Annotated in this window: 26 protein-coding genes; 15 read left to right on the forward strand and 11 right to left on the reverse strand. The window is 55.6% G+C overall.

What is annotated here, in order from left to right; all coding sequences use genetic code 11:
• The first annotated feature begins 112 nt into the window (after window positions 1-112).
• Window positions 113-283, forward strand: coding sequence for a hypothetical protein (locus IQ254_RS17185; RefSeq protein WP_193967389.1), 171 nt, complete (start codon window positions 113-115; stop codon window positions 281-283).
• A 571-nt stretch (window positions 284-854) separates the two neighbouring features.
• Window positions 855-1592 carry a hypothetical protein gene (locus tag IQ254_RS17190; protein WP_193967390.1) on the forward strand — a complete coding sequence of 246 codons (738 nt, stop codon included), beginning with the start codon at window positions 855-857 and terminating at the stop codon, window positions 1590-1592.
• Here the strand turns inward: IQ254_RS17190 and IQ254_RS17195 are convergent.
• The 5 genes from IQ254_RS17195 to IQ254_RS17215 all read right to left on the reverse strand — a co-directional run bounded on the left by IQ254_RS17195 (window position 1587) and on the right by IQ254_RS17215 (window position 7465).
• Window positions 1587-1823: a type II toxin-antitoxin system RelE/ParE family toxin gene (locus tag IQ254_RS17195; RefSeq protein WP_193967391.1), complete on the reverse strand. Its 237-nt coding sequence runs from the start codon at window positions 1821-1823 to the stop codon at window positions 1587-1589. The genes IQ254_RS17190 and IQ254_RS17195 overlap by 6 nt on opposite strands.
• A complete protein-coding gene (locus IQ254_RS17200; RefSeq protein WP_193967392.1) occupies window positions 1820-2086 on the reverse strand; it encodes a type II toxin-antitoxin system ParD family antitoxin in 267 nt (88 codons plus the stop codon). The genes IQ254_RS17195 and IQ254_RS17200 overlap by 4 nt, the downstream gene beginning before the upstream one ends.
• A 327-nt stretch (window positions 2087-2413) precedes the next feature.
• Window positions 2414-2749 carry a XisI protein gene (locus IQ254_RS17205; protein WP_193967393.1) on the reverse strand — a complete coding sequence of 112 codons (336 nt, stop codon included), beginning with the start codon at window positions 2747-2749 and terminating at the stop codon, window positions 2414-2416.
• Entirely contained in the window at window positions 2737-3153 is a 417-nt protein-coding gene (locus IQ254_RS17210; RefSeq protein WP_193967394.1) for a XisH family protein, read from the reverse strand. Before IQ254_RS17210 ends, IQ254_RS17205 begins: the two co-directional genes overlap by 13 nt.
• 82 nt (window positions 3154-3235) lie before the next feature.
• Window positions 3236-7465 carry a DEAD/DEAH box helicase gene (locus IQ254_RS17215; RefSeq protein WP_193967395.1) on the reverse strand — a complete coding sequence of 1410 codons (4230 nt, stop codon included), beginning with the start codon at window positions 7463-7465 and terminating at the stop codon, window positions 3236-3238.
• A gap of 342 nt (window positions 7466-7807) precedes the next feature.
• Here IQ254_RS17215 and IQ254_RS17220 point away from each other — a divergent pair, with 342 nt between their 5' ends.
• Window positions 7808-8101 (forward strand): Asr1405/Asl0597 family protein, encoded by a 294-nt coding sequence (locus tag IQ254_RS17220; protein WP_193967396.1) that lies wholly within the window; start codon window positions 7808-7810, stop codon window positions 8099-8101.
• On the forward strand, window positions 8098-8679 hold the full coding sequence (locus IQ254_RS17225; protein ID WP_193967397.1) for a (2Fe-2S) ferredoxin domain-containing protein: 582 nt from the start codon (window positions 8098-8100) through the stop codon (window positions 8677-8679). The genes IQ254_RS17220 and IQ254_RS17225 overlap by 4 nt, the downstream gene beginning before the upstream one ends.
• A gap of 193 nt (window positions 8680-8872) precedes the next feature.
• On the opposite strand, the gene IQ254_RS17230 is transcribed toward IQ254_RS17225, so the two are convergent.
• Window positions 8873-9409 (reverse strand): Dps family protein, encoded by a 537-nt coding sequence (locus IQ254_RS17230; RefSeq protein ID WP_193967398.1) that lies wholly within the window; start codon window positions 9407-9409, stop codon window positions 8873-8875.
• A 294-nt stretch (window positions 9410-9703) separates the two neighbouring features.
• Between IQ254_RS17230 and IQ254_RS17235 the strand changes: the two genes are divergently transcribed.
• Entirely contained in the window at window positions 9704-10219 is a 516-nt protein-coding gene (locus IQ254_RS17235) for a Fur family transcriptional regulator (protein WP_228040820.1), read from the forward strand.
• Between the two features lies 1 nt (window position 10220).
• Here the strand turns inward: IQ254_RS17235 and IQ254_RS17240 are convergent, their stop codons facing one another.
• Window positions 10221-10880 (reverse strand): DNA-3-methyladenine glycosylase, encoded by a 660-nt coding sequence (locus IQ254_RS17240; RefSeq protein WP_193967399.1) that lies wholly within the window; start codon window positions 10878-10880, stop codon window positions 10221-10223.
• Window positions 10881-10965: 85 nt separating this feature from the next.
• On the opposite strand from IQ254_RS17240, the gene IQ254_RS17245 reads away from it, so the two are divergent.
• Window positions 10966-11253, forward strand: coding sequence for an alpha/beta hydrolase (locus IQ254_RS17245; RefSeq protein ID WP_193967400.1), 288 nt, complete (start codon window positions 10966-10968; stop codon window positions 11251-11253).
• A 97-nt stretch (window positions 11254-11350) separates the two neighbouring features.
• Here the strand turns inward: IQ254_RS17245 and IQ254_RS17250 are convergent, their stop codons facing one another.
• Window positions 11351-12826: a PLP-dependent aminotransferase family protein gene (locus IQ254_RS17250; protein ID WP_193967401.1), complete on the reverse strand. Its 1476-nt coding sequence runs from the start codon at window positions 12824-12826 to the stop codon at window positions 11351-11353.
• Window positions 12827-13040: 214 nt separating this feature from the next.
• Between IQ254_RS17250 and IQ254_RS17255 the strand changes: the two genes are divergently transcribed.
• From IQ254_RS17255 to IQ254_RS17280, 6 genes are all read left to right on the forward strand, one after another.
• On the forward strand, window positions 13041-13331 hold the full coding sequence (locus IQ254_RS17255) for a hypothetical protein (protein ID WP_193967402.1): 291 nt from the start codon (window positions 13041-13043) through the stop codon (window positions 13329-13331).
• Window positions 13332-13595: 264 nt separating this feature from the next.
• Entirely contained in the window at window positions 13596-14420 is an 825-nt protein-coding gene (locus IQ254_RS17260) for a YdcF family protein (protein ID WP_193967403.1), read from the forward strand.
• 22 nt (window positions 14421-14442) lie between these two features.
• Window positions 14443-14970 carry a GNAT family N-acetyltransferase gene (locus IQ254_RS17265; protein WP_193967404.1) on the forward strand — a complete coding sequence of 176 codons (528 nt, stop codon included), beginning with the start codon at window positions 14443-14445 and terminating at the stop codon, window positions 14968-14970.
• Window positions 14971-15051: 81 nt separating this feature from the next.
• Entirely contained in the window at window positions 15052-15675 is a 624-nt protein-coding gene (locus IQ254_RS17270) for a LysE family translocator (RefSeq protein WP_193967405.1), read from the forward strand.
• Window positions 15676-15691: 16 nt separating this feature from the next.
• The gene (locus tag IQ254_RS17275; RefSeq protein ID WP_193967406.1) at window positions 15692-15877 is read left to right on the forward strand and encodes a hypothetical protein; all 186 of its coding nucleotides are present in this window, start codon (window positions 15692-15694) and stop codon (window positions 15875-15877) included.
• On the forward strand, window positions 15855-18350 hold the full coding sequence (locus tag IQ254_RS17280) for a glycosyltransferase family 39 protein (RefSeq protein ID WP_193967407.1): 2496 nt from the start codon (window positions 15855-15857) through the stop codon (window positions 18348-18350). The genes IQ254_RS17275 and IQ254_RS17280 overlap by 23 nt, the downstream gene beginning before the upstream one ends.
• Window positions 18351-18373: 23 nt before the next feature.
• Here the strand turns inward: IQ254_RS17280 and IQ254_RS17285 are convergent, their stop codons facing one another.
• On the reverse strand, window positions 18374-19687 hold the full coding sequence (locus IQ254_RS17285; RefSeq protein WP_193967408.1) for a TetR/AcrR family transcriptional regulator: 1314 nt from the start codon (window positions 19685-19687) through the stop codon (window positions 18374-18376).
• A 185-nt stretch (window positions 19688-19872) separates the two neighbouring features.
• On the opposite strand from IQ254_RS17285, the gene IQ254_RS17290 reads away from it, so the two are divergent.
• Window positions 19873-20745: a fatty acid desaturase gene (locus IQ254_RS17290; protein WP_193967409.1), complete on the forward strand. Its 873-nt coding sequence runs from the start codon at window positions 19873-19875 to the stop codon at window positions 20743-20745.
• A 195-nt stretch (window positions 20746-20940) separates the two neighbouring features.
• Here the strand turns inward: IQ254_RS17290 and IQ254_RS17295 are convergent, their stop codons facing one another.
• Entirely contained in the window at window positions 20941-21381 is a 441-nt protein-coding gene (locus tag IQ254_RS17295; RefSeq protein ID WP_193967410.1) for a hypothetical protein, read from the reverse strand.
• 325 nt (window positions 21382-21706) lie between these two features.
• On the opposite strand from IQ254_RS17295, the gene rsgA reads away from it, so the two are divergent.
• The gene (gene rsgA, locus IQ254_RS17300) at window positions 21707-22768 is read left to right on the forward strand and encodes a ribosome small subunit-dependent GTPase A (protein ID WP_193967411.1); all 1062 of its coding nucleotides are present in this window, start codon (window positions 21707-21709) and stop codon (window positions 22766-22768) included.
• A 311-nt stretch (window positions 22769-23079) separates the two neighbouring features.
• Here the strand turns inward: rsgA and IQ254_RS17305 are convergent, their stop codons facing one another.
• Window positions 23080-23799, reverse strand: a complete 720-nt coding sequence (locus IQ254_RS17305) for a hypothetical protein (RefSeq protein ID WP_193967412.1) — start codon at window positions 23797-23799, stop codon at window positions 23080-23082.
• A 309-nt stretch (window positions 23800-24108) separates the two neighbouring features.
• On the opposite strand from IQ254_RS17305, the gene IQ254_RS17310 reads away from it, so the two are divergent.
• Entirely contained in the window at window positions 24109-25182 is a 1074-nt protein-coding gene (locus IQ254_RS17310; RefSeq protein ID WP_193967413.1) for an aromatic ring-hydroxylating dioxygenase subunit alpha, read from the forward strand.
• The last annotated feature ends 102 nt before the right edge of the window (window positions 25183-25284 follow it).

Consider the following 25284-nt stretch of genomic DNA (forward strand, 5'->3'; position numbering starts at 1 on the left):
TGGTTTGGTAGGATGCAGGAAACATATTGGTTTAGGGGAGCTGCACTGAGGCTCCCTATTTTTTGTCCCCTTTATTGTCTCAAAGCCCTGTACCGCATGACGTTGAGTACCCTTGTCACCCGTTAAGGCCTATGACGAAGCCACAAAGTTGCTCAGCGACCTGCGAGATTTGGCTGAGCATCAGGGGCAACTGCCTGTCTTTAGCCAGCGCTTTGAGCGGCTCAAAGCAGACTATAGCAATCGACCGGCGCTAATGAAGCGATTGCGGTCCATTAAGGCTTGAAGAGCCGGTGGATCGTCATAGGCTGCTGTGCCCGATACGGTGGACGCGATCACGCTACAGCGTAACCTGTGTGAGGCCGAATGCCGACTGGATGAAACCCTAGCACAATACGATCTTACGTCAAATTGGTTGAGTAATTAACCCTTTCCTTTGACAATACCCCGGACAAAAAATTGCCCTCCATATTACCTGTAAGCCAGAGCCTACGTTGCTCAAAGTATTTAAATCAATGTCAGCCTGAAAACTAACCTTGATTTAAATAGGAAATTGCTAGAGTGATTGCCCTGTAAGCCTTATAGCGTCGTTGCTAAAACTGTCCGGACTGTTGAACATATATGTGGAGAAGAGCAATCCAATACTCAAGCAAACGACTTAGATGAACGCTCACTCGCTGATATGGCTGCTATGAACATTAGTACAGAAGATCTTCAAGAGCTAGTAAGCATAGCCAATCAAAACCCTAGCGCGGCGACAGAAAGACTTAGAAGTATACTTTGTTCTCAAACGTCAGACAGTGAATGTAGTATTTCACTGGCCGAGATCTATATAGATACTGGTTCAAACTAAAGCTATGACACCTATCGAAAATAGGCTTGGAATCGAAACGACAGACATCAGTCAAACTCTTAACTTAATTCAAGTAGAGGTCTCGGAATTACTTCCTATCCTTTTAGAAGTTTTATCTGACAGCTACTCAGTAGATATTCTTTCTGACGATTCCGTGGTGTCAGACAGAGCCAGTTATTTAGCTGTATATAAATTTAAGGGCCATGACTGGACGTTACTTGAAAGATTTGGAGGTTATAGTGATATTAGCGACAAGAATTTAGCGAGACAGCTCTCTGACAAGCTCCATTCTCTAGCGATTACTTTTGAGCAAAGTGATTCTTCCGGGTTTTCAAGATATTTCATTTGGGAGAATAGCTTTCTTGAAGAAAGCTTTAATCTTTCTGCAGAAGGGATCCCTAGTGAAGACGACTTAGAGCTAATTAATAGCTTTAACCAATATTCACTTATGAGTAAGCTATTGATCATACACGACGATGTAATAGAAGATTATGGTGGCAATCTTCCATACGAGTACAATTGCGTTATTTACTCCTCTTCAAGGGCATTAACTAAAAGCGAAGTTGGTGAACCTTATCGTTTTGTTCATAATACGTTTAAGAATATAGATGCTTATATTCCAGCCTTATATTGGAATACACGCGATGGTAGCAATATAGCAGATTCTTTCTCTTATCTTGGCTCTGAGACTCAAACTAGTGATTTTCAAGAGATAATATTTTTACAACTCAATCCATTATGAGGTGTTTAGCGCAAACACACTATATATAAAGTTTTTCGTCAAGGCTCCTTGCAGTTGTGGAGCAAGGTTTGCATAGCTACGCCCCATATTTGGGAAACGCGACAGATTTCGACATTTTTGGTTGAATTCAGCTAAAAACTGCTCACCTGCATCAAGGCTTTGATTAGATAAGCGATCAACAATTTCCTCCAGATCTTGGCTGGCTGTTGGGGAAATGATGAACTGACTCATGAACCTTGGCTACGAGCCTGGCGAATTTTAGCCTGTAGCCTTTTGATGACAGCTTCTCCGTTAAGACCTTCGCCTCGATCTAGCTCATCCATGCCAATAGCAAGCTTTCGTTTCGTTTCAGCTAACCACTGCTGGTAATGCTGATCTGCTTCCTCAAGAAGACGCAGGGCCGTTTCTAAGGCCTCACTGGCGTTTTGAAATCGGCCAGTATCCACTAGGCGTTGCAGTAGAGCCTCTTGAGAGGATGTGAGTGAGGTGGGCATAATTATTTAGTCTCTATAGCAGCGATCACAGCAACCCAATCTAGGCCTAAGCCAGAAATTGGGTTTCTGGGTGATTTCTGGAAAACTTTCTCCCTTTGGCCTTCCATGCCGAGACCCGGTTTCTCGAAGTTAGGCTTCTACCCTTCACTAATCAGCCGCAGCAACTGCTCGGTAGAAACCTTGCCGCTCATGTCGGCCCCTTCGAGCAGACCGTCGGCTAGATCGCGTTTTTGCTTGTGCAAATCCACAATCTTTTCTTCGATGGTGTTTTTGGCTACCAGGCGATAGATGGTGACGGGGCGCTGCTGGCCGATGCGGTGGGCGTGCTCAGGCTACGGCATAGCCCGTATGAGGTCGAACGCTAGCTGGATGAAACCCCAGCACAATGCGATCTTTGGGAATTCCAGCGTCAACGAGTTCGTAGGTGACGCCATCTTCGGTCTCATCGCGTTGCACCCAGACTTTGCCGTCGATGATGTCGAGGTGGATTAGACAGCCATGGACACGGGTTTTGTCATCCCACCCCAGAGTCATGAGCAGATAGCTATCGTGCATCTCATCAAATACGGGGTTGCAAACTATGTCTCCGTGAGAGTAGGGAATCTGAGTGTAAGGGATGAGAGTATCTTTGATAATTTGACGATACTTAATTAGTTCTTCCATTGGACAATAATCTCCTTGTCAGCATCAAATACGATCAGTTTCAATTCTTCGTCTTGAATCATGAGTTGACCGATTGGCTCTTCAAACAGGGATTTAAATACAAAATCGTTAACGGCTAGGTATAGCGTGTACTCTGGGTAAGTACGACGCATCACAGCTCGATAGATAGCGTACTGCCCAATTGCATCGCGAAAAGCCTCCATTTCTGAGGCACTGACAAAGCTTTTGACCTCAACGGCAATATTTTCCTCGGCCCGAGTTGCCACAATCAACCGCTTTGCACCCAAATCGACGTACATGTCTTTTCGCCCCCACCGTAGATGAAGGGGGTCGTGAGTAATGATCCATCCGTCTTTGATCAGCGCCTGCTTGACGGCATCATGGTAGAGGTCAAAAGCTGGCATAGCTTAGGGCGGCAATGTTATGGGGAGCCTAGTGATTTGAGTTAGTTGAATAGCCTTTGGGTTGATCATAGCAATCCATGCCCTATCCTTCGCTGATTAGCTGGAGCAACTGCTCGGTGGAGACTTTGCCGCTCATGTCGGCCCCTTCGAGCAGACTGTCGGCCAGGTCGCGCTTCTGCTTGTGCAGATCGACGATTTTTTCTTCGATGGTGTTTTTGGCCACCAGCCGATAGATGGTGACTGGGCGCTGCTGGCCGATGCGGTGGGCGCGATCGCTGGCCTGATCTTCCACCGCCGGGTTCCACCAGGGGTCCATATGAATTACGTAGTCGGCAGCGGTGAGATTCAGCCCGGTGCCCCCCGCCTTCAGGCTGATCAAAAATACATCCCCTTCGCCCGCCTGAAAGGCATCGACCCGCTTTTTACGCTCCTTGGTGGGGGTGCTGCCGTCGAGGTATTGGTAAGTTACGTTTTGGCCGTCGAGAAACTCGCGCAAAATGCTCAGGTGATCGACAAACTGGCTAAAGACCAGGGCTTTGTGATGATTTTCCAGTAGCTCTTCGAGAATTTCGCCAAAGGCTTCGAGCTTGGCGCTGGGCAGGGCGGTGGTGCCCTTGACCAGCCGCGTGTTGCAGCAGGCCCGTCGCAGCCGCATGATTTCGGCCAGCACTTGCAGGTGCTTGGTGCCCTTCTCCAGGGTGGGGTCGGCCAACTTTGCGATCGCATCCCGCCGCAGCGCCTCATAAAACGCCATTTCCTGGGCGCTGAGCTCTACCTGAAGCGTGATCTCGGTGCGGGCGGGCAGTTCATCCAGTACCTGAGTTTTGGTGCGCCGCAGAATAAACGGCTGAATCAGCTGCTTCAGGCGCTGACGGGTGGGTTTGTCCTGGTTACGCTCAATGGCGTTGGCAAACCGCTGGCTAAACTGGTCTTGGGACCCCAGCAGGCCAGGATTAATGAACCGAAATAGGTTCCACAGCTCGCCCAGATGGTTTTCGATCGGGGTGCCGGTGGTGAGAATTTTGAAGCCCCCTTGCAGCTTCATGGCCGCCTTAGATCGCTTGGTGGCAGAGTTTTTAATCGCCTGGGCCTCGTCGAGCACAATGGTTTGCCACTGCACCTGGGCCAGCATCTCGGAGACCTCATCCTGTTGCAGCAGACCGTAGCTGCACACCACCAGGTCAAAGGGTTGTAGACTCGTCAAAATCTTTTGTCGATTGCCGCTACCAAATTGCATCGGGTTGAGCGTGGGGGCAAACCTCTCGGCTTCGCTCAGCCAGTTCATGCCGACCGAGGTCGGGGCTACAATCAGCGTTGGCCCCGCCGGCGCCCGGGTGAGAATCACGGCTAGGGCTTGCAGGGTTTTACCCAGGCCCATGTCGTCGGCCAGACAGGCCCCCACGCCCCAGTGGGCCAGCCGCGCCAGCCAGTTAAACCCTTCGATTTGGTAGTCGCGCAGCTCGGCCTGGAGGGTCGAGGGCAGCTCGGGCGTGAGGTCTTTGGCGTCTTTGAGGCGCTGGAGGTGGTCTTTCCAGTGCTGGTCGGTGGTGAGCTGCCCCACGTCCTGCAGCCAGTCTTCCATGGCTACCCCGGCCAGGGGATTGAAGCGTCGGCCATTGCCGCTAGTTTCAGAATAGGCCCGCAGATCGTCGAGCCGCTTGCGAAATTCTTGCGTCAGGGCGAGAAACTGACCATCGGCCAGCTTGATAAATCGACCGGAGGAACCTTCCATTAGCTCCATCAGCCGCTGCATATCCATGACGTCGTCGTCGTTGATGTGCAGCTCACCGCTAGCGGCAAACCAGTCGCGCTGGCGCTGAATCTGGAGCTTGAAATTGCCCAGGCTGACTCGGTTGGCGATGCGTAGGGTTTCGCCCTCGGGCCATTCCACCACCGCCTGGTCGCCTAGATCTTGAATTTCCAGCAGCAGTTCCAGGCAGTCTTCGGGGTCGCCCAGGTGCCACTCGCCGCCCTCGTCCTCCAACCGCTGGAGGGTGGGGCAGGCCGCTTCGACGGCGTCAGCTAGCTGCTGTTCTTGCTGAAGATTGCGATGGGTTTGTAGGCGTTTGCCGCCGATGTCGGCGATCACCATTTCACCGCCAGTACCGGGGCTGTAGTAGGGGCCATCGTCACCAAAGGGGCGGGTTAGTAATGAAACCTTCAGCCCGTCGCCCGCGGGTAGCAGGTGCAGGTGAGGCTGGGGTTGGGCCTCGACAGTTTCGGCGTTAGCCACACCCCCGCCAATATCAGAATGTACCGTGACCAGGCCCGCCACGGCATTGATAGCAGCCAGCACCTGCTCCTTAGCGCTGTCGGGAACTGCTAGCGCATTTTTGGGCCCCAGCACTTCGGCAATGCGGCGGTGGCTGGCGGTAAACTCCACCACTTTTAGCCGCGTGGGGGTTTCTTTGACTAGCGCGATCGCATCTTTGCCCGTCGGCTCAGGGGTGAGCGAAATTTCGAGCTGGCCGGGTCGAGCCTGGCGCACCAGCAGGGCGGGCTCCCCGACCACGACATCAACTCGAGTGGTGGGCGAGTCTTCCCAAAACACTAGCGGGTGGCCCGCCAGAGCCAGCAGCGCCCGGTCGAGAAAGGCGTAGTTGTCGTAGCCGTAGCTGTAGGGGTCGGCCACCAGGTGGGTGCAGATCTCGCGGTCTTGGGGGGTGAGGTAGCTAAAGGATTTGGCCTCGTGCTTGAGGCGACGCAGGGCGATCGCGCGGCCTTTGCTCCAGCCACCCTTGACGCTCAGCTTTTGCTCCTTGGGCTGCAGCAGCCAGGTTTCGCTGCTGTAAACCGTCAAAAACCAGGCCAGCCGATACTCGCTGGTAGGGGTCTGGGGCGCTTGATCGGGGTTGAGGCCCATGAGCGCCGTGAGCGATAGCTCCCAGGGCTGTTTGGGGGTAATCAGTCCCGCTAGCGGAACAATTCCTGTGCTTTGCCGCAGTGCCGGGGCTTTTTGACCGTAGGCGCTGTCGGGGTTGACGCGGCTCAGCAGTTCGGCGGCTTCGAGGGCAAACCAGCGGTACCCGGCAGCATTAGCGGCTTTATAGAGCTGTTTAGCCAGGTCGGGCAGGCGCTCCTGGGCGGCGGCGATATCGACCCACGAGAGGCACAGCATGTCGATCAGGGCCTCAAAGCTATGGGCGTTGTCGAGGCTGCTGACGGGGGTTTTGGTCAGGTAGCGCTTGGCCGCTGAGTCGCCCTGGATAGTCTGGGCGACCTTTTCGAGGCAGCTGTAGATTACGCTCATCCAGTGGTGGTAGGTTTGCTCGGCAATGAGGTGGGCGTAGCCTTCGGCCTCTTTAAGACGGGCGGGCGTGCCGTCTTTTAGCAGCGCCAGTACCAAAAAAATACCGGGCAGCGTGTCGAAGTAAACTTTGCGCTTGCCGGTGGCTTTTTTCAGCCGTTTGAGAGCGGCCGTGCCCAGCTCCAGGGTGGTGGCATAGTCACCTCGCAGGCAGCTGAGCCAGCTCTGGTAGAGCAACTGTTCGAGGGGGTCATCGATGGCAAAACTCTCTAGGGCAACAGCCGCCGCATCCAGTTGGCCCCGGGCGATGAGCTGTTCAAGCCAGATGCCGCGCAGGTGGTCGGAGGCGGTGGCATCTGGGCCAGCGCATTCCTGTTGCAGCAGGCTAAATGCCTCCTCTGCCGGGGTCATGGCCATCAGCGAGTTAACGCAGAGGTTGCCCAGGGCGGCCTCAAACAGGTCGGCATCTGACTTGAGGGTGAGTAACCAGTCCGGGTCGAAGGGGTTGTTGCAGATCAGCTCAAACACCTGCGCCATCGACAGCCGACTGGAGGCGTAGGGATGGCTGTAGTAGGCCTCAAACTGCTGCTCGATAAAGTCCCAATCGCGACGATACAGACCAATGCGCACCTCGCGAACAAACTCGTCTTCGTTCTGAAAAAGCCGCAGGGAGCGGTTCCACCCGTGGGCTCGAATGGGGAACTGGGCCTGCACTACCGCTGCCATGGGCTCAAAGGTGCCCTGGTCAACGGCATCGCGGGTAACTAGTTCCACCAGCAGTGGGTGGCAGCGGGGGCCATAGCTGCCCTGGGCGACCAATAGCCGCTGCTCGCTGAGACGGGTAACTAATGGGGTGAGTTGTTGGAGATCGAGACTGCTAGCAAGATTGGCAGGATCTGACGTGCGTTCTACGTAGCGGTTAAAACAGTCGAGCAGCTTGACCTTGGCAATGGGGCTGTAGGCGATCGCATACAGCTGGATGAGTTCCCGCTCGGGTGACGATAGCTCGCGGTAAGCCGCCATCAGGTTGGCGCGCAGAGCGACAGCTTTTTTAGACATGGGCATGGCGCGCGATCGCAGAAAACTGCTGTAGATGCAATTGTATCCGCCTGTCTCCAGTTTCCTTGAGCCTATTGGCAATAAAACAGACCTTATTGAAAATCTGTTGCATTAATGCTGGAGATTAGTTATCGTGTTTTTAGTGATAGTCAGTGGCAATAAGGATCGACTGGTTGCCCAGCACGACTCAGGTGAGCTGAGGTGACATGCTGGAAATCTATAGGGATCAATGCATGGCTTCCTCGGTGCTGCTGGCTTGAAACACAAGCTTAGCCTGTTAAATCAGAGTCAGTTTCAATAAGTTCTGGCCCTTTGGGTCTGCCACTATGGAGAGTCAGTTGAGTTAATATGCCCATTGCAGAGTCAAGCAATCTCGAAGCCAATCCAGCCTCAGTCGATACCGTCAATCGCCAACTCAATACCGTGTTTGAGCTCGATCGCGCCGATCGCTGGACGGTGTACCGTCGCCTTACAGATCTCGGTGTAGTGTGTGAATGCAAGTGCGATCGCTCCCTCAAAGCAGCGATTCATACCCCTGCCGAGGCGCTACAGGTCTGGAGCGTAGTGCAGTCTATTACCCGTCCAAAGTACCTGCTTATCGACCATCTTGAACGCTGCTGGCAGCAGAGGAGCCCCCGATGACGACTCTTTACGAACCCGCTGTGGCTAAACCTAAACCTACGCCAACGCCGCCTGGGCAGGTGCTCAAGGGCCGATATACCGGGGCCTATCGTTCTAATAAAGGCAAAATTAAAGGCCTGCTGCTGCAGGTGGGGGCCGAGGAGTACACCATCAAGCTGCCCAAGTACCTGCGGCCCCTGCTGGTGCGCGAACTCACGCCCGGCGAATTTGTTCAGGTGTGGGCCTATTTAGACGACGACCGCTGGCGGGCAATCAATATTCTGTCTCTGCCCGATGGCGAGGCGGCAGCCCTGCCGCAGGCCTGGGGGGCCACGGCACCAGCGAGAACGGCCCAGCCTCAGCGGCTCTGCGTTGAGGTCTGTACCAAAGGCAAGTGTTACAAACAGGGCGGGCGACAGATCCACAGCGCTCTACAAGCGGCTGTAGAGCGCAATCCCAACCTGGCTCACGTGGCTATTAAAGGCACCGGCTGCATGAAAGCCTGCAAGCATGGCCCCAATTTGCGGTTGCCCAATGGCCGTATGCTGCACCGGGTCACCCCCGCTGAAGCGCTGGCTCAGGTAGAGTCGAACCTGTGAACGGTCAGGCGTTTGATCCCCAGCGATGGGATCACTGGCTCGTCATCATTACTTTCGTAGCGCTGTCAGGTTGGATTATCTGGAAGGTTTATCTCGATTCGTAGGTGGTGAGGGTGAGCAATTGTTGGCTTGAGGAAAACCAGAACCCTGGGAGAACCCCCCTACCCCCCTTAAACCGGGGGGCAATCAATCGCTACCAGCCCAATTTGAGGCTGTCGGGGGTGAGGAAGTGCTCCAGATGGTAGGCCCGTTCTTCGGTTTTCAGCAAAATCTGCTCGTACAGATAGCGGGTGGCGCGATCGCCCAAACTCTCTGCCTGAGCAGCCAACCGCCGAATCAACTCGATCAGCCCCTGCTCGGCCTTCAGGTCGTGGACGATCATGATGCGGCAGCGGTAGGTGTCGTCGCTTTCCATCTCAAAGCAGCACAGCTCGGCGAGTTTGCCAAAGCTCAGGGGTGGAATACCGCCCAGCCCGTGGAGGCGCTCGCCTACGTCGTGGGCGTGGCCCTGGGCCGCCTCGTAGCTTTCCTCAAAATAGTCGTGGAGCATATGATACTCCGACCCCTCCACCACAAAGTGGTGCTTTTGGTACTGCAAAGAGAGGGCCACAAAGTTAGCATAGACCGTCCCCAGTCCATCCACAATCGGCTCGGTTACCGATTTTTCCAGCAAAATCGGGTTGTCGGCAACCTCGCCGTAGACTTGCAGCATTGTCTCAGTAATCGGCATAAGCATCCCCCTTTATCAGCAATACATGCAGCCTTACACAACCATGGCTACTCATTGAGCCTATCGTATTTTTTTGGATTTAGCTAATAACTTTGACCCTCTGAAAAGCATAGATAAATTCAAAATCCAGTTGTCAACATGAATAGCGAAAATGATTTTCAATAACCCTAGATACCGGTATCGAAAATGATTTTCGATAGACCAATTTGGTTGCAAACATTACTTTTTTAAGCATGCTCGCCTCGGCAGTTCTGTCTACAGTGCCCCCGGTTAGATAGCCATGTTCTAGTTTATATGGCCAGCATTACCAATTTCTTTGATGGTGAAAAAAAGACGATGGAACATCATCCAGCTCTGGCTAGCTTAAATCAAGAGCCTGACCTACTCAAAACCGTTCTCAATAAAGAAGGGTTTCGCTTCACCAGTCAACGACAAAAAATACTGGATCTATTTCAGGCAACCCCTCTGGGGCACCATCTCAATGCCGAAGAAATTCACCAGCAGTTACTAGATCAGGGCGAAAAAATTAGCTTTTCCACTATATACCGAGCGCTGCATGTGATGGTGCGACTGGGGCTATTGCAAGAGCTGGAGTTGGCCGAAGGTCGCAAATACTACGAACTCAATACGCCATTTATGGAGCAGCACCACCATTTAGTGTGCGTCCACTGTGGCGAAGTGCTGGAGTTTGAAGATACTAAAATGACCCAGGTGGGCCATGGCGAAAGCGCTACGCGGGGCTTCTCGCTGCTCAATTGCCAGTTTACGGTCTACGGCATTTGCCCCAGTTGCCAGTCACTGTTGGGCTGAGTCATTTTCGAGCTAGATGGCGGTAGTAGTGCCAGAGTAGGTGAGCCACCGCGCCACGGTATGGATGCAGAGGCTCTGTGGTGGCCAACAGTTCCCTGCGGGTGGGGCGATGCTCTAGATGTTTGAGCCGTTGGTAGCCGACTTGAATGGCTAAATCTGAGGCCGGGAAACTGCTCAACCGCTGGAGGCAGAACAGCAGGTAGACTTCGGCTGTCCAAACCCCGATGCCTTTGATTTGGGTCAGATGTGCGATCGCAGCCTTGTCTGACAGCGTGGCTAGGGTATCTAAGTCGAGATCATGGGCCAGAATTGCGGCTGACAGCAGCTGGCAGGTGGCAATTTTGGCCCGGCTCAGCCCGGCCTGCTTGAGGGTCACCTCTGGGGCAGTGGCGATCGCATCGGGCGTCAGTGCCATGGCCAACCTTAACCGCTGGAAAATAGCCTGGGCGGCCTTAGCCGAGAGCTGCTGCCCCACAATAATGCGCACCAGCGAGGGAAACCCCACGGCCCAGGTGCGCACGGTGAGCGGGCCGGTTTGGGCTGCTATGGTTTGGAAACTGGGGTCGCGATCGCACACCACCGCCACCGCCTGCCTGAGTGCGGGGCTGGGCGGCAATAGCTCGGTGGCGGGGGGCTTGTTGGTGGGCGGCATCAACGTCATGCTTTTGGTGTTGCAACGATAGGGTATACCCCTGGGGTGCCGCAATGGTAGGGTTTGGTAGCTCAGCTTGCCGTCAGGTACTTCGATGCTTGAGGCGATTCAAAAAAAGAGCTTTACAAAAGCTATCCCGCTCAATCTAATTTTGACTGAGCGATTTGATTCAATCTCAAAAATCAGCTCATTGAAAATGCCTGTTCTATTCCTACACGGAAGTTCTGATTCTGTCGTACCCTCCGCTATGAGCGATCGCTTATATGCTGCTGCGCCAGAGCCTAAACAATTGTTCATCATTCCCGCAGCTGATCACGTCAGTATTTATCGACCCGGAGACGCATCGTATTTCAAGGCAATCCAAAAGTTTGTCGAGCAATAGTTATGAATTGACGCTCCTTTATCCTGAAGTGGCATTATGAGGAGAATCTAGGGTTTCAAATGGAAGCTAGCCTCTGGCCCGGCCATCCTGCCCCCAGCTATGGCCCATCGGCTCTCAGGAAATTCTCAGCCAGCTGTGTTTTGGCTAGCTTCCCCAGGGTTTGCATCGCCTGTTCGACGGCTTCTGACCAGACCACTGCCGTATTCAGGCGAAAGCAGTTGCGGTAGCACTGACCCGAAGCTGAAAACATAATGCCGGGGGCGATCGCAATCCGCTGATCCAGCGCTTCTCGGTAGAGCCGCATTGAGTCAAACCCCTGGGGCATCTCCAACCACAGCACATGACCGCCCTCCGGTCGAGTCATACAGGTCTCGGCCGGAAAGTAGTCACGCTCGGCCTGCTGCATACGGATCATTTGATCGCGATAGGCACGCCGCAGCTGACGCAGGTGGCGATCGTAGCCGCCGTTGGCTAGAAAGGCGGCTACCGTGAGCTGCGGGGCGATCGCCGTGTTTTGGTTAATAATCGACTTCATTTGGGCAATGGCGGGGTGGTAGCGCCCGCCGACGCACCAGCCCACCCGTAGTCCAGGCGATAGGGTTTTGCTGACCGAAGCGCAGTAGAGCACCCGGTCTTCGGTATCAAAGGCTTTGATGGCCTTGGGGCGAGCACCTGCAAAGCAAATATCCCCATACACATCGTCTTCGATCAAGGGCGTGTTGTAGCGGTTGAGCAATTCCACTAGCTGCTTCTTTCTGGTGTCGTCCATGCAGCTGCCCAGGGGGTTGCTAAAGTTTGAGACCAGCATCACCACCTTGACCTCGCCAGATTCCAGCGCCTCTTCGAGATGGGACAGGCTAATGCCGTCGCGGGGGTGAGTAGATAACGTGAGGGCCTTGAGCCCCAGGCACTTCATCGCCTCTAGCATGGCAAAGTAGGTGGGTGACTCAATCGCGACCGTGTCGCCGGGTTGGGTGAGCGCCTGCAAGCAAAAGTAAATTGCTTCGTTAGCCCCATTGGTAATCACCATCTGGTCGGAGTGCACCGAGCAGCCCGCATCGAGCATGCGCTTAGCCACTTCGACCCGCAGCCCCAAATCGCCCAGCAGGGTGCCGTAGGCATGGGCCAGTAGCGAATTTTCTCGCAGCACCTTGCCCATTAGCCGGTTGAGCTGCGCTAAGGGCAGTTGTTCTAGGGCGGGTAGCGCCGCCCCCAGCTGAATCAATTCCGGATTGCGCATCAGATCCATCACTTCAAAGGCCAGGGAGATGTCAATGTCGGTGGCCTGGCGGGGCGGGGTGGTGGTCGAGGGTTCTTGGGGCAAATTCAGGGGCGACTGCTTCACGTAGTAGCCCGACTGGGGGCGAACCAAAATCAGTCCCCGGTCTTCTAACAGGCGGTAGGCCTCCATCACGGTAGAGGTGCTGACCGACAGCTGCGATCGCAGCTTGCGCACCGAGGGTAGGCGATCGCCCGGTTGTAGCGTGCCGTCAGTGATCAGCTGCATTAAGCGCTCGGCCACCTGCTCGTAGAGCACCTGGTGGGGAGCAAGGGTAATGGGAGAAAGCGGCATAGGTGTGACCGAGCAGCGACAAAAATTTGGGATTTTGGCCGCGATTAGAACAGTTGAGCCATGCTGCGACCGGAACAGTTGTTGAAAATCAAACTGTTACCAAAACAATTTAGCGCAACTGCCTCTGTTCGGGTAGCGATAGATCTCCGAAGCTTTACCTATGCCGAATCGACTCGTGATTCCGTTGGCCCTTACCGTTGCAGAGGAAAGCCCTATGAAACCGAACAGTTTATACGCTCAGCTAGAGCTGATCGAACAGCCCAGGCTCCGGGCGACAGACTACTCTATCAGCCACGCCTGGCAGCAGGCCAAAGCCCATTTGAGCCCGATCGCCAGCGGGTTGCTGGCTTATTTCTGTGGTGATCAAAATCTCCGCGTGACGGTCAAGCGCGATCGCCAGGGTAACCCCTATTTTGTCGCCTACGACCCGGTCAGCCAGCAGCGCCACACCTTTAGCTCAGAAAACGAACTGCGGATATGGGCAGACACCCGCTACTACCAGTAGCCCAATGGCCACAGCCCAACCGCCACGGGCCAGGTAACCAAGACTCATGCCTGGCCCATGCGATCGCTCAGGGAACCCTCCAGGCAGAGAGCCCCAGGGTTTGCCATGCCTACACAAATCTATAAACTTTGCTGAACGATTTTGAGCTACCCCCTAGGCAAAGATGGCGATTAGTAGGCTTAATCTAACTGGTACTACTTTTGGGGCGCTACTTTTGGGGCGCTACTTTTGGCCTTCAACCACACAACTGGGCAGGATATTACGATGCTAGACCTGATTCAGAGTGTATTTCACACCTACTGGCCAAGATTCACCTGGACGATCTTTCTTTGGCTATCTAGCGCCAGATTAGTCACGCTGACGTTGCTAGGCTTCACCGCAGTGATGGCCTTTGCCAGCGGTCGCCGCTATCGACGGCGCATGGTGATCACCGGGTTGACGCTGCTGGCCAGCTATTTGATTGTGGTCTCTCCTCTGTTTTCGGTGCCGTCTACCGCTTTGTTGGCCCGGTTTGTGCCCCCCGACACTGGCGGCACCGCCGACGCCATTGTAGTGCTGGGTCGTGAGCAATCGGCAGAGGGCGATCGCTACGCCACGACCGTGGATTTAGTCGCCAACAACCGAGCCCCAAAAATCTTGGTGATGGGTGACTACAATGGCCGCCAAGTGTTTCGCGGCCTCGAAAAACGTAATCTGCCCACCGATGGTCTACAGAGCGCCACTTGCATCACCACCACCCAAGAAGAAGCCGACTCAGCCTGGGCGATTTTAGGCCCCCAGGGAGTTAAAAAGATCGTTCTCATTACCGATACGCCCCACATGCTGAGGGCGTGGTTGACCTTCAAAAGTATTGGTTTTGAGGTGATTCCCCACATCGAGCCGATTAGACCCTCGGTGGCCCACCACGAGCGATCGTTTTTGGCCATTCGCGAATATTTTGGGCTAGCCAGCTATGCTCTTCTGGGTCGTTTCAAACCACAACCACCTAGCCAGCTAACCCAGGTTAGCCAACAGGTTGCGGCTGATTTTCCCCTCAACCAGTGCTTTATGACCGCTGACCAAATTAGGCAGTCGTTTTCAAAAGGTTAGTGATTGGGCCTCAGCCCCACCCATGGCGATCGAAGTCACCACCTGGTACCTAGAAATGCGCGATGCCGCCCAGCTGCGGCCCAAACTCAGCGATCGCGCTGATCTAGACATTCGCCAGGCCCAGGTGCCCTGTCCCGAATTCAGCCGATTTTTGTACACCAGTGTGGGGGGGCAATGGCATTGGTACTCCAGGCTCGATTGGTCCCGCGAGCGCTGGCTGGCCTACCTCAGCCAAGCCGATATCGAAACCTGGGTCGCCTACATCGCGGGCACCCCCGCTGGCTACGTTGAGCTGGGGAAACATGCGGCTGGGGAGGTTGAAATCATTTACTTTGGTCTGCTGCCTCAGTTTATCGGTCAGGGCTTGGGCGGTCACCTGCTGACGGTCGGTGTCCAACGGGCCTGGGCCATGGCAACCAGCCGTGTCTGGGTACACACCTGTAGTCTCGATGGCCCCCATGCCTACAAGAACTATGCCGCGCGCGGCTTTGTTTTGTACGACACCCAGGTCACCGTGCAAGACCTACCCGCGCGATCACCGGGTTTCTAAATTGCTGGCCGTTTGCAGGGTGAATGGTTTAGAGCCCGCCCAAATTTGATGGCCATATCATGCCGCTGTGGTGACCCCTCTATGCCAACCAGTCTTTCACTCAGTACCCTGTTGGCCCTGTTCACCGCTTTGGTGGTATTGGCAGCGGTGCCGGGGGTAAGCTCCCTGGCGGTGGCGACCCAGTCGGCGACCTATGGGTTGAGCTATGGCCTATTTGTCACCCTGGGCATTGTGATCGGGGATGGGGTATTGATTGCGATCGCCTTAGGCGGCTTAGCACTCATAGCCACAGCCCCGGGCAACCTGACGGTGCTCCTTCAGGTTGCGGCTGGGGTCTATCTGATTATTTTAGGGATTGGCTTGTATCGCTGGCGATCGCGCTCTATCAACCGTCAGCACAGGGTCTCATCCTCCCGGCTGTCGAGCTTTTTGCTGGGCCTATCCATTACCTTGGGCGACCAAAAAGCTACGCTGTTTTACCTGGGCTTTTTCCCCACGTTTTTGGATGTCGCTGCTCTCTCCTGGCTAGATGCAGCAATACTTTGGGTGACAACTGTCGTTGCCGTGGGTGGCGTGAAGGTAGGCTATGCTCTGCTGGGCGATCGGGCTGGGAATAGCTTGAGCCCGCAGCTGAGGCAGGGCATGACGGCGATCGCCAGTGCCGTTGTGATCATGGCTGGCTGCGTCCTTATACTCAAGGCCTAGCAAGACTGGCACAGCCATGGATCAAGGCCAATATCTTTCACCATTTCTTCAAGCTGTAGAGATCACTCATGCCTGGGCTCTTGACCCGGGCGATCTGACCAGGGTGAGCGAAAGCAATCACAATGCCCTAAAATCCCTAGGGACGCTGCTCATTCATTTCGCCCAGGGGCGTGGTCTTTATGACTCATTCGTCGTCACCTAAACTATCTACCTGGCGACGCGACAGTCTGATCTTGGTAGGGCTGTGGCTGGCAGCAGCGGCGATCGATCGCCTATGGATTTTTATCGACCATGCTCCCCCCGCCTGGGATCAGGGCGATCACCTGGCCCGCGCCCTCAACCACTGGTGGGTGCTGCAAAACCCCAATTGGCTTTCGGGCGACTGGTGGCGCACCCTCTGGCAGCAGGCCCCCACCCAGCGCGCACCCCTCGTTTCGCTGGCGACGGTACCGTTTTTTGCCCTCTGGGGGGCCAGCCCAGACATTGGGGTGACCGTGAATTTGGTCTTTACCGCCGTGCTGCTGAGGTCGATCTATTTAACTGGCAGGCGCTTGTTCTCCCCCAGGGTAGGGCTGTGGGCAGCGGCGCTGAGCCTCCTGGCCCCGATTTTGGCCACCCTGCGCCTAGAGTACCTGCTCGACTACGCCCTGGTCGCAATGGTCGCCTTTACCCTGATGGGGTTGACCTACTGGTGGACGGCCCAAAAGTCCATAGAACAGTGGTTATTTACTCTGCTGTGGGGGGTTGGGGTCGGGCTGATGTTGTTGACGCGCACCTCTGGCCTGTTATTTCTGATCGCGGCCCTGGGCTGGCCCGCGCTACTCAGCCTCTACGGGCGACGCTGGGGTCGGTTGATACAGCTAGCGGTAGGTCTGGGCATCGGGCTGCTGGTGATTTGGCCCTGGTTTAGCACCAGCTGGCTGACCATCATTAGCACCACGGTGGAATCGACTGCCCACGGCGTTATCTATCGCCGCGACCCCCAGGCCAATACCCTGGCGGGGTGGCTCTATTACCCGCAGCAGCTGCCAGCGATGGTGTCGCCGCCTGTGCTGTTTCTAGCGCTAGCGACGGGGTTAATAGCCCTGGTGGCGGAGCGGCTGGGGAAGCGATCGCAGCCCTCAGCCCCCTCAACGCCGCCCGCACAAACCGCCTGGCTCTGGCTCGGGGGCATTGTGATTCTCACTCTGGTGCTGGGGGCATTGGGGTCAAACAAACAGCCCCGGCTCATGGCCCCAGTTTTGCCGCTGCTGCTAGTGGCCCTGGCCAGCCTATTGGCGTGGCGGCGGGCCTGGGTGGTGCAGTGGGTGGCCGCGATCGGGGCGGTGGGCCTGGTGCTGTGGACGGTGTTTCCGCTGCCGGGGGCACCCCTGGGGCCGGGGCTATTGTTTCCTGCTAGTTTTTTCCCTTACACCGGGGCAAGGTGGCCCAATGAGGACATCGTTGCCACGATGACCCAAACCACCCCGCACCTGGAGAGTAATTTGGGCATGGCGGTGAACACCCAGCAGCTCAACCCCCAAAATATGGATTTTTACGGCGGCTCGGCCGATTTTCAGGCGTTTGCCCGCCAGCTAGCCTGGAACCCCGATACGGCTGAGCAAGATGCGGCGGCCCTCGACTGGTATCTGACCAAAACTGGTGATCAGGGGGCCTACGAGACGATTGAAGCCGGTCAGGCGCTGCTCAAAGACTCAATCCTCAACTCTCCCGATTTGGAGGTGGTGGCGACCTGGCCCCTGCCCGACGACAGCGAGGCCCAGCTCTACCATCGACGGCGACCGCCGATCGCGGTGATGCCGGCAGAGACTGCGATCGCCCAGGTAGAACTGCAAACCGTAGAGGCCCCAACCCAGGTATCGCCCGGACAAATCTATCCCGTCACCTATCGCCTCGCTGGCCCCTGGGATGCGTTGAAGGAGGGGCTGCTGCTGCTTACCTGGCAGCCAGAATCGGGGGACGCACCCGTTTGGATTAGTGACCATGCCGTTGGCTGGGGCCGTCTCTATGGCCAACACGGAGCCGATCCCTACACCGTGGAAGAGCGGTTGACCCTAGCACCGCCTGCCGATTTGCCCAGTGGCCGTTACACCCTAGCCGCAACGTTGTTACAGCCCGCCACGGGCGATCGCTACGACGTTACGGCTCCAATCACAGTCGTGCAGGTGCAGCCTAGCGTCAGCACGCCAGCGCCAGTCTCAGCACCACCGCTCGATTTAGTCACCTACCTGCACCAGCTCGCCCAAGGGTTGGCCGTGGGTGAGCTCGACCCGATCTTTGCGGAGGTGGGCCGCATTAACCAGTACGACCCCCGCCAGCAGTATCTCGTTCACACTGAGCAAACCCTAGGCGATCGACTCCAGCGATCGCCCGATCGCCTTGACTGGCTCTACGGCAAGCTACTGGCCCAGATCTTGCAGCAGCACGCCCAAGATGCGATCGCCACCCTTAACCAGATCACCACCGTTGCCCCCGACAACCCCTACCACTGGGCCTATCTGGGCTTTGTGCACCTCTACGCCTGGCAGCCCAGACAGGCCCAGGTGGCCCTCGATCAGGCCGCCGCCCTTGACCCAGACCTGCCCAATTTAAAGCTTCTCCAGGCTGTCGCCGCCGCCATGCAGCTACAGATACCCAGAGCAATTTCTCTCCTACAGGCCGAGGGCGTTCTATAGCCATCCAAACGAGAATAGGCGGGCTAACGATCATCAGCTGAGTCGGCTGAATTAGGAGTCTCATCTAGACCGCTGTAGATCGGGCCAGCCTGGCGATCGAGCCGGAGGGCCTGGGCCAAGGCCGAGCGCGCCTGGGCTTTCTGCACCAGCGGCTCGAGCTGCTCCACCGACAACCCACTCAGCAGACTCAGCTCCTGACGGCTCAGCCCCTTGAGCAGCATCTCGACACACCAGGTGGCCCGGGCCTGCTCCAGGCCCAGGGGTGCGCCCGTGGGCGAGATCATGTTGGCCGTCACGTCAGCCCACAGCTGCCGCACTCGCAGGGGTGTAATGGGCTGATCGTCTGGCCCCAAAAACAAAGCCGGGGAATCATCGCTGCGGCTCTTGAGCCAGCGAGTCAGCGGATTTTTGGTATAGGTGCCATAGCGCCGCCCCATAATCCATTGATTGAGGGGCACCTGGCGCTGGTTGGGGCCAACCAGCAAAATATGCTGGTTGCTATCGTAGAGCGCGCTGGCTCGGGTCAACAGCGACAGTTCTGCCGCCGCCACGCCTGCGCCCCAGAGCACGTACACCAAAGCGTAGGTCTGAGTGCCAGCCTTGCGAGCCACCTGCATGACCTGATGCACAATGGGCGCGGGGAGATCCATCCAGGTTTCAGTATTCAGTGGATCCGTCACCAGGCTGGGTTGGGCCGCACCCAGGTCATCGACAGCTGCCTGGGGCCGCAGGCTCAGCAGCCAGCTCACCAAGCTCTCGATCAAGTCCGTTCGGCTCGACCACAGACCATGGGGTTCTACGCTGTCATCCCCCTCGCCCCCGATCGCAGCGTCAATCGCAGCCGAGCCGAGCAGCAGCGCCATCACCAATCCCGCCACCTCTTCGGGGGGCAGCCCAGGGGCAACAGTCTGGCCCAAAACCGCCTCCAAATATTCGGCCATAAAATCGCGAATAGCGTGCAGCCCGCGCCCCATGACCTGACTATTAGCGGCGGAAAACTGCCCGGCTTCGCCAATCACCGATCGCACCAGTTCCGATAGCCGGTCCAACGCCTCTAGACACTGGGCCAAAAAATCCCGCAGTGCCTGCTCGACGGGGACTTGCTCGACGGGATTTAGCTCAAAGCGGTGATCTGGGCCAGCTAGCAATTCGGCCTCCGTCATTACCGCTGCAAGCAAGCCATGCTTGCTACCAAACTGCCGAAACAGGGTTACCTCGTTGACCCCAGCCAAATCGGCCACCTGGCGCGTGGTCGTAGCCCCCACGCCCTGGCTCGAAAAAAGCTGAAATGCAGCGTCTACAAGCCGCTGCCGGGCCGATTTACGCTGAGCTGCCATGGCAAAAAGAAAGCGACACTTGCATTTTACCAGAGAAGTTTGCTAGAGTTGATTTGTAAGCGACACTTGCATAAGGCTCCGATCAATCCCCTAGAGGGCGAAAAGGAGTCAGGCCAGGGCTCACGCTCCGACCAGGCAAATAGCTTGGCCCACCGTTTCAACCTGATAAGGAAAAAGGATTTGCTATGACAACATCGATTCAGCCGCCCCTGCAAAAACCGCCTCTGCAAAAACCAGGCATTGCCGATCTAGACTGGACCCTCGTGGGCTTTTTAGGCGTTGTCCACGGCGTTGCCCTGCTCTCCCCCTGGTTCTTTTCGTGGTCGGCCTTAGGGGTCATGGTAGCCCTGCACTGGCTATTTGGCAGCATTGGCATTTGCCTAGGCTATCACCGGTTGCTGACCCACCGCAGCTTTCAGGTGCCCCGCTGGCTAGAGTATGTGCTGGCCACCATCGGTGCGATGGCGCTCCAGGGTGGCCCCATCTTTTGGGTAGCGGGGCACCGCCAGCACCACCTCTACACCGAAGATGCTGAAAAAGACCCCTACGCCGCCAGTCGCGGGTTTTGGTGGAGCCACATGCTGTGGATGATCTACCGCAACCCCAAAATCTTTAATGGCCAAATCTACCGCCGCTACGCCCCAGATATCGCCCGCGACCCCTACTATCGCTGGCTCGATCGCTACTTTCTGTTTTTGCAAGTGCCGGTTGCGATCGCCCTCTTTGCCCTCGGTGGTTGGCCCTTCGTCATCTATGGCGGCTTTCTGAGAATTGCGGTACTGTGGCACTCTACCTGGCTGATCAACTCCGCTACCCACATGTGGGGCAAGCGACGCTTTCATATCGAAGACGGCTCCCGCAACCTGTGGTGGACAGCGCTGCTGACCTATGGCGAAGGCTGGCACAATAACCACCACGCCTACCCCAATGTGGCCCCCGCCGGCTGGCGCTGGTGGGAAGTGGATGTCACCTGGTACGCCATTTGGGCGCTAGAGAAGCTTGGCCTGGCCCGGCGCGTAGTACGTCCCCCTGTCGAAGTCGCGGCCCAAAGGCTGTAGGTGTTGGCAATCTACCACTAACACTCAATGAAATGTCAGCATCTGGGGTTGAGGGCAAACTCCAGGTGCTGACATCGCGGTTGCGCTCAGGCGATTATTTTGGCTAACTTTTTGAGCAAGCTTATCCAGCAAAAATGATGCCTGAAGACAACCAAAGTGTCAGTCAACAAGGGCTACACATTCCCAAGATTTTAGCTACCGTCGCGATGTGATCGGGATGGGCACCAACTGCCCCTCCCACTGCCGCCAGCGATCGCGCAGGATAACTTTCCTGCGTCGCCGATTAGGCGGCCCCGTCAAAATCGCCAGGCTGTAGACCACCAGGTAAACCCCAGCCCAAATGCTGTAGGCGTGAGCCGAGATCCCTAGCTCGGGGCCGCCGAAATATCCCATCAGCGTGGTTGATAAATCGACGCAGTAAATGCCAAAGATGGCCCAGCGCACAAGCGGAAAGCATTTTCTAGCTCGGGGATAGCGCGCCGACCCAATAAACGAAATCGGGTACTGAAGATATATCAATAGAAAGAACGCCATGGCGCACAAAATGCCAATTGCCGCCAAAAGCGTATGGTTTTCCCCTAGAGAGCTGAGTGATAGGCCAATCGCTAACAACGCAGCCGCAGTGACGTTAACCATGGTCATCCCTTACCAGTGCACTGATTAATCTCAGAAGATGTGCTCGGGGTTAGGGTTCCCTTTAGGCAGACTGTTGCAGTCAGACAAGCCGTATTTGTAAATTTGCTGCAAGGCTGTGGGCAACACCCAGGGTGGGAGTCTATGCTGAAATGTGAGCTAACCAAGATTGGGCCAAAAGCTCTGCAAATAAGTGCCAGGGAGGTGACCTATGGCTGAGTCGGTGGTAAAAGGCAACTCAAATATTCTCCGGCAAGGCTAGGCGTCACCCGATTTGACAGCCCGTTTGAAGCTTTGCCCCACGTAGGCTTCATTTGAGGAAAGACTCTTGAACTTAACTGAATTAGGCGGGTGGAATGCCACCTGCGTTCGCGCGTTTGCCCCTTGGGCAGAGGCCGATTTTGAGGCGGGCCGAGTGGCTCTGGAACAGCGTGGTGCATACCAACTCTTGACCCCGGTGGGAGAAATCTCAGCGATCGTAACTGGGCAGTTTCGCCACCAGACAGAGACCGAGCAGGCCCTCCCAGCCGTCGGCGACTGGGTTGTGATCCAGCGGCAGGGCGATGACCCCGCCATCATCCAGGCGGTGCTGCCCCGCCAGAGCGCATTTGTGCGCAAAGCAGCGGGCGGCAAAACCGAGGGCCAGGTGGTAGCGGCCAATGTCGATACCGTGTTTTTGGTGACAGGCCTCGACGGCGACTTTAACCTGCGCCGCATCGAGCGCTACCTGGTGGCGGCGTGGGAAAGTGGGGCCAACCCGGTCATCGTGCTGAATAAGGCCGATACCTGTGCGGATTTGGCCAGTCGCGTTGAGGCGGTGGAATCGGTTGCCATCGCCGTCCCCATTCACGCCGTCAGCGCCACTACCGGAGCAGGGCTAGAGCAGCTCGACCCCTACCTGGGGCCAGGGCAAACCGTGGCGCTGCTGGGTTCTTCGGGGGTGGGCAAGTCAACGCTGACAAATCACTTTCTTGGCGTCCAGCAGCAGGCCATTCAATCGGTGCGCGTGGACGACAGTCGCGGACGGCACACCACCACCGGGCGGCACCTGCTGCCCCTGCCCTCGGGCGCGCTGCTGATCGACACGCCGGGAATGCGCGAGCTACAGCTCTGGACGACCAGCGACGGGTTGGGGGCCACCTTTGCCGATATTGAGGAACTGGCGGAAGACTGCCGGTTTCGCGACTGTCGGCATGAGGGCGAGCCGGGCTGCGCGGTGGAGGGCGCGATCGCAGCGGGCGATCTGAGTAGCGATCGCCTGCACAGCTACCACAAGCTCCAGCGCGAGCAGCAGCGGCTTGGTCAGCGCCAGGATGCCCGCGCCAACCTCAACAGCAAACGTCGCTGGAAAACCATCCATAAGGCGATGCGGGAGTACCGCAAAGAGTGACTGCGGTTAAAGAAGCAGTGCGATCGCAGCCCCAACCCAGTCTGCAACACTGGTCTCAACGGTGGAGCTGACTGGGTTGAGGGCCAAATTGGGTTGCCGTTCCAAGCCCAATTCGGATTACTTAATACGCTGCTGTTGATCAACCACAAACCTGCGGCGTTCAGCGGGCGGCAGCGACTAATAGCGGCCATATGACTAACCAAAGACTATCCTAAAATCAGCAAGCGACATTGCTTACTGATTTCGCTAAAAGTTTAGGATTCTATTCTTATTTGCCTTAAAGCCTAGCCATTAATAGCTCTAAAGCACAATCAGTTTTCTATATCTGAAGCTTCGATCTTGTTTTCTGGCAATGTTTCAATGGAGCTCTCAGGCAAAAGCTTGATCTCACTTTCTTCTATTTTTTCTTGGAACAGAGAAATTGCACCCTCAATCCCTGACTCTTCAAAATCAAGATTCTCTAGAATCTCGATATTAGTTTGATATTGCTCATACTTTGGGAGGATATAGTTTTCCATATCATTAGCAAAGCCAAGTCCTGCCATTGCAAAGACAACTGGTTTAGCAATAACATTCGCCAGCCCAAGAAGTCGCAGGAAATATTTATTAAATACAGGATGATTCCCAACCTTTTGAACAATTTTTCTTTTGTTTGTAGCTAATGATCCAATATTTGAGTCCACAACTATCCTGAGATATTTTGTACCATAAAATTTGTAGTTTTTTAACGCACTAGTGATCTCAATAATCTGATCTGAGATTAGCTTCTTTATTTCAAATTCAATATCTGAATTCAAGACCTCTTTTTCTAGCGACTCAAATTCTCCAATAAGATTGCTAATTAAATCGCTAGACATCCTAATTTCATTTCCTTCTGCTAGAAGATCTTCACTAAAGCCAGCTAAGGCAGATATAATGCTGCTGGAATTGATAAATTTCTTGAATTCAGAAGATGAATTATTTATATTGACTTCGAGGAGAAAGGCCTTAAGACTATAAAGAGGCTGCAATCTCAAATCCACGTAATCCATGGGTCTTCTTCAATACTTTCGCAATTCTCGAATAGTATTTTCTGCTTCACATATCAAATGATGGATCTCAAAAATCCGATGCTTAAACTCCTCTTGTCCATTAATCCCTATTGCCTCGCCATCTGCTTGAGCTGTTTGTAGATACGATCGGCACTACTGCCCGCCTTTTTTCGATCGCTCTGAACAGTCTGGCCCCTAGATGCCTGAGAACCTGTTTTAACCACCGTCCCACTCCAATGCTAAGCAGATCAAGGAACCATATTTAAATTCTTTACCCCATTTATCCCAGCCCTCACTCGGAGACTCCCCATGCTCACCACCCAACAGCCTGTGCTGCGGCGCTTCTGGTACCCGGTTATTCCCCTTGACAACCTGCTCAGCGGCCCCCAATCCTTCACCCTGCTGGAAGAACCGCTGGTGCTGTGGATTGACGAGAATGGTCAACCGGCTGCCCTGCGCGATCGCTGCTGTCATCGCTCGGCCCAGCTCTCGAAGGGCATGGTCAAAGACGGCTGCGTGCGCTGCCCTTACCACGGCTGGCAGTACAATTCCAGCGGTACCTGCGTCGACGTGCCCCAGCTCGATGCCGGGGCGGCGATCCCTAAAACCTACCGGGTCGAGGCCTTCCCCTGTGTTGAGCGCTATGGCTATGTGTGGGTCTGTCTCGACAACAACCCCCTCCAGCCGATTCCCGAGATTCCTGAATTTGCCGACAGTAACTTTCGGTTCATCCACGAATTCTACGAACCCTGGAAAGTGGGGGGGCTGCGGGCGATTGAAAATTCCTTCGACAGCGCCCACGGTCACTTCGTCCACGCTAGCTCCTGGGGCGATATGTCAAATCCTCAGCCGCCGCCGATTGATGATGTGACCGAGACCGACTTTGGCTTTGTGATGAAGCACTGGCTGGAGGTGCTCAACCCCGACCTGCAAAAGAAAAACCTGGGCATCGCCGCCGAAAAGACCATTCGCACCAACACCCGCACCTGGTACATGCCCTTTGCCCGCACGCTCAAAATTCAGTATCCCAATGGCCTAGAGCACCTGATTTTCACCGCCTACACCCCGATCGACGACCAGCATTCCCAGGTGGTGCAGTTTTGCCTGCGGAACGATACTGAGACCGAGGCCAAAGCCGCCGACATCATCGCATTCGATCGCCAGGTGACCGCCGAAGACCGGGTGATTCTAGAAGGCACCGACTACGACGCGCCCCTGAGTTTGGCGGAAGAGCAGCACATGGCCAGCGATCGCCCCGGCATTCTCATGCGCCACCGCTTAGCAAAATTACTGAAGGAGCACGGCGAAACCGAACAGCGGCGATCGGGTGCTTCAGCATCCTCAGCGATGGACAAAATTCTAGAAGAAGCTGTTATTGCTTGATGTCTTGGCTTGGTGGGCGGTGCCCTACAGCTTTTCCCCTCCTAGGAGGGGCAGGGGTGGGTTGGCCCAGGCCTCACTACCCACCCCACCCTACGGGCACCC

This window comes from Nodosilinea sp. LEGE 07088 (genome assembly GCF_015207395.1).
Lineage (GTDB): Bacteria > Cyanobacteriota > Cyanobacteriia > Phormidesmidales > Phormidesmidaceae > Nodosilinea.

Bases quoted from the DNA above. Each gene is read 5' to 3' on its own strand.
- IQ254_RS17275 (WP_193967406.1), top strand. From the start codon at position 15,692: ATGGATCAAGGCCAATATCTTTCACCATTTCTTCAAGCTGTAGAGATC.
- IQ254_RS17200 (WP_193967392.1), bottom strand. From the start codon at position 2,086: ATGCCCACCTCACTCACATCCTCTCAAGAGGCTCTACTGCAACGCCTA.
- IQ254_RS17230 (WP_193967398.1), bottom strand. From the start codon at position 9,409: ATGCCGATTACTGAGACAATGCTGCAAGTCTACGGCGAGGTTGCCGAC.
- IQ254_RS17260 (WP_193967403.1), top strand. From the start codon at position 13,596: ATGCTAGACCTGATTCAGAGTGTATTTCACACCTACTGGCCAAGATTC.
- IQ254_RS17305 (WP_193967412.1), bottom strand. From the start codon at position 23,799: ATGGATTACGTGGATTTGAGATTGCAGCCTCTTTATAGTCTTAAGGCC.
- IQ254_RS17210 (WP_193967394.1), bottom strand. From the start codon at position 3,153: ATGCCAGCTTTTGACCTCTACCATGATGCCGTCAAGCAGGCGCTGATC.
- IQ254_RS17285 (WP_193967408.1), bottom strand. From the start codon at position 19,687: ATGGCAGCTCAGCGTAAATCGGCCCGGCAGCGGCTTGTAGACGCTGCA.
- IQ254_RS17195 (WP_193967391.1), bottom strand. From the start codon at position 1,823: ATGAGTCAGTTCATCATTTCCCCAACAGCCAGCCAAGATCTGGAGGAA.
- IQ254_RS17190 (WP_193967390.1), top strand. From the start codon at position 855: ATGACACCTATCGAAAATAGGCTTGGAATCGAAACGACAGACATCAGT.
- IQ254_RS17220 (WP_193967396.1), top strand. From the start codon at position 7,808: ATGCCCATTGCAGAGTCAAGCAATCTCGAAGCCAATCCAGCCTCAGTC.
- IQ254_RS17295 (WP_193967410.1), bottom strand. From the start codon at position 21,381: ATGGTTAACGTCACTGCGGCTGCGTTGTTAGCGATTGGCCTATCACTC.
- IQ254_RS17270 (WP_193967405.1), top strand. From the start codon at position 15,052: ATGCCAACCAGTCTTTCACTCAGTACCCTGTTGGCCCTGTTCACCGCT.
- IQ254_RS17290 (WP_193967409.1), top strand. From the start codon at position 19,873: ATGACAACATCGATTCAGCCGCCCCTGCAAAAACCGCCTCTGCAAAAA.
- IQ254_RS17265 (WP_193967404.1), top strand. From the start codon at position 14,443: ATGGCGATCGAAGTCACCACCTGGTACCTAGAAATGCGCGATGCCGCC.
- IQ254_RS17240 (WP_193967399.1), bottom strand. From the start codon at position 10,880: ATGACGTTGATGCCGCCCACCAACAAGCCCCCCGCCACCGAGCTATTG.
- IQ254_RS17235 (WP_228040820.1), top strand. From the start codon at position 9,704: ATGGCCAGCATTACCAATTTCTTTGATGGTGAAAAAAAGACGATGGAA.
- IQ254_RS17225 (WP_193967397.1), top strand. From the start codon at position 8,098: ATGACGACTCTTTACGAACCCGCTGTGGCTAAACCTAAACCTACGCCA.
- IQ254_RS17310 (WP_193967413.1), top strand. From the start codon at position 24,109: ATGCTCACCACCCAACAGCCTGTGCTGCGGCGCTTCTGGTACCCGGTT.
- IQ254_RS17245 (WP_193967400.1), top strand. From the start codon at position 10,966: ATGCTTGAGGCGATTCAAAAAAAGAGCTTTACAAAAGCTATCCCGCTC.
- IQ254_RS17280 (WP_193967407.1), top strand. From the start codon at position 15,855: ATGACTCATTCGTCGTCACCTAAACTATCTACCTGGCGACGCGACAGT.
- IQ254_RS17255 (WP_193967402.1), top strand. From the start codon at position 13,041: ATGAAACCGAACAGTTTATACGCTCAGCTAGAGCTGATCGAACAGCCC.
- IQ254_RS17205 (WP_193967393.1), bottom strand. From the start codon at position 2,749: ATGGAAGAACTAATTAAGTATCGTCAAATTATCAAAGATACTCTCATC.
- IQ254_RS17250 (WP_193967401.1), bottom strand. From the start codon at position 12,826: ATGCCGCTTTCTCCCATTACCCTTGCTCCCCACCAGGTGCTCTACGAG.
- IQ254_RS17215 (WP_193967395.1), bottom strand. From the start codon at position 7,465: ATGCCCATGTCTAAAAAAGCTGTCGCTCTGCGCGCCAACCTGATGGCG.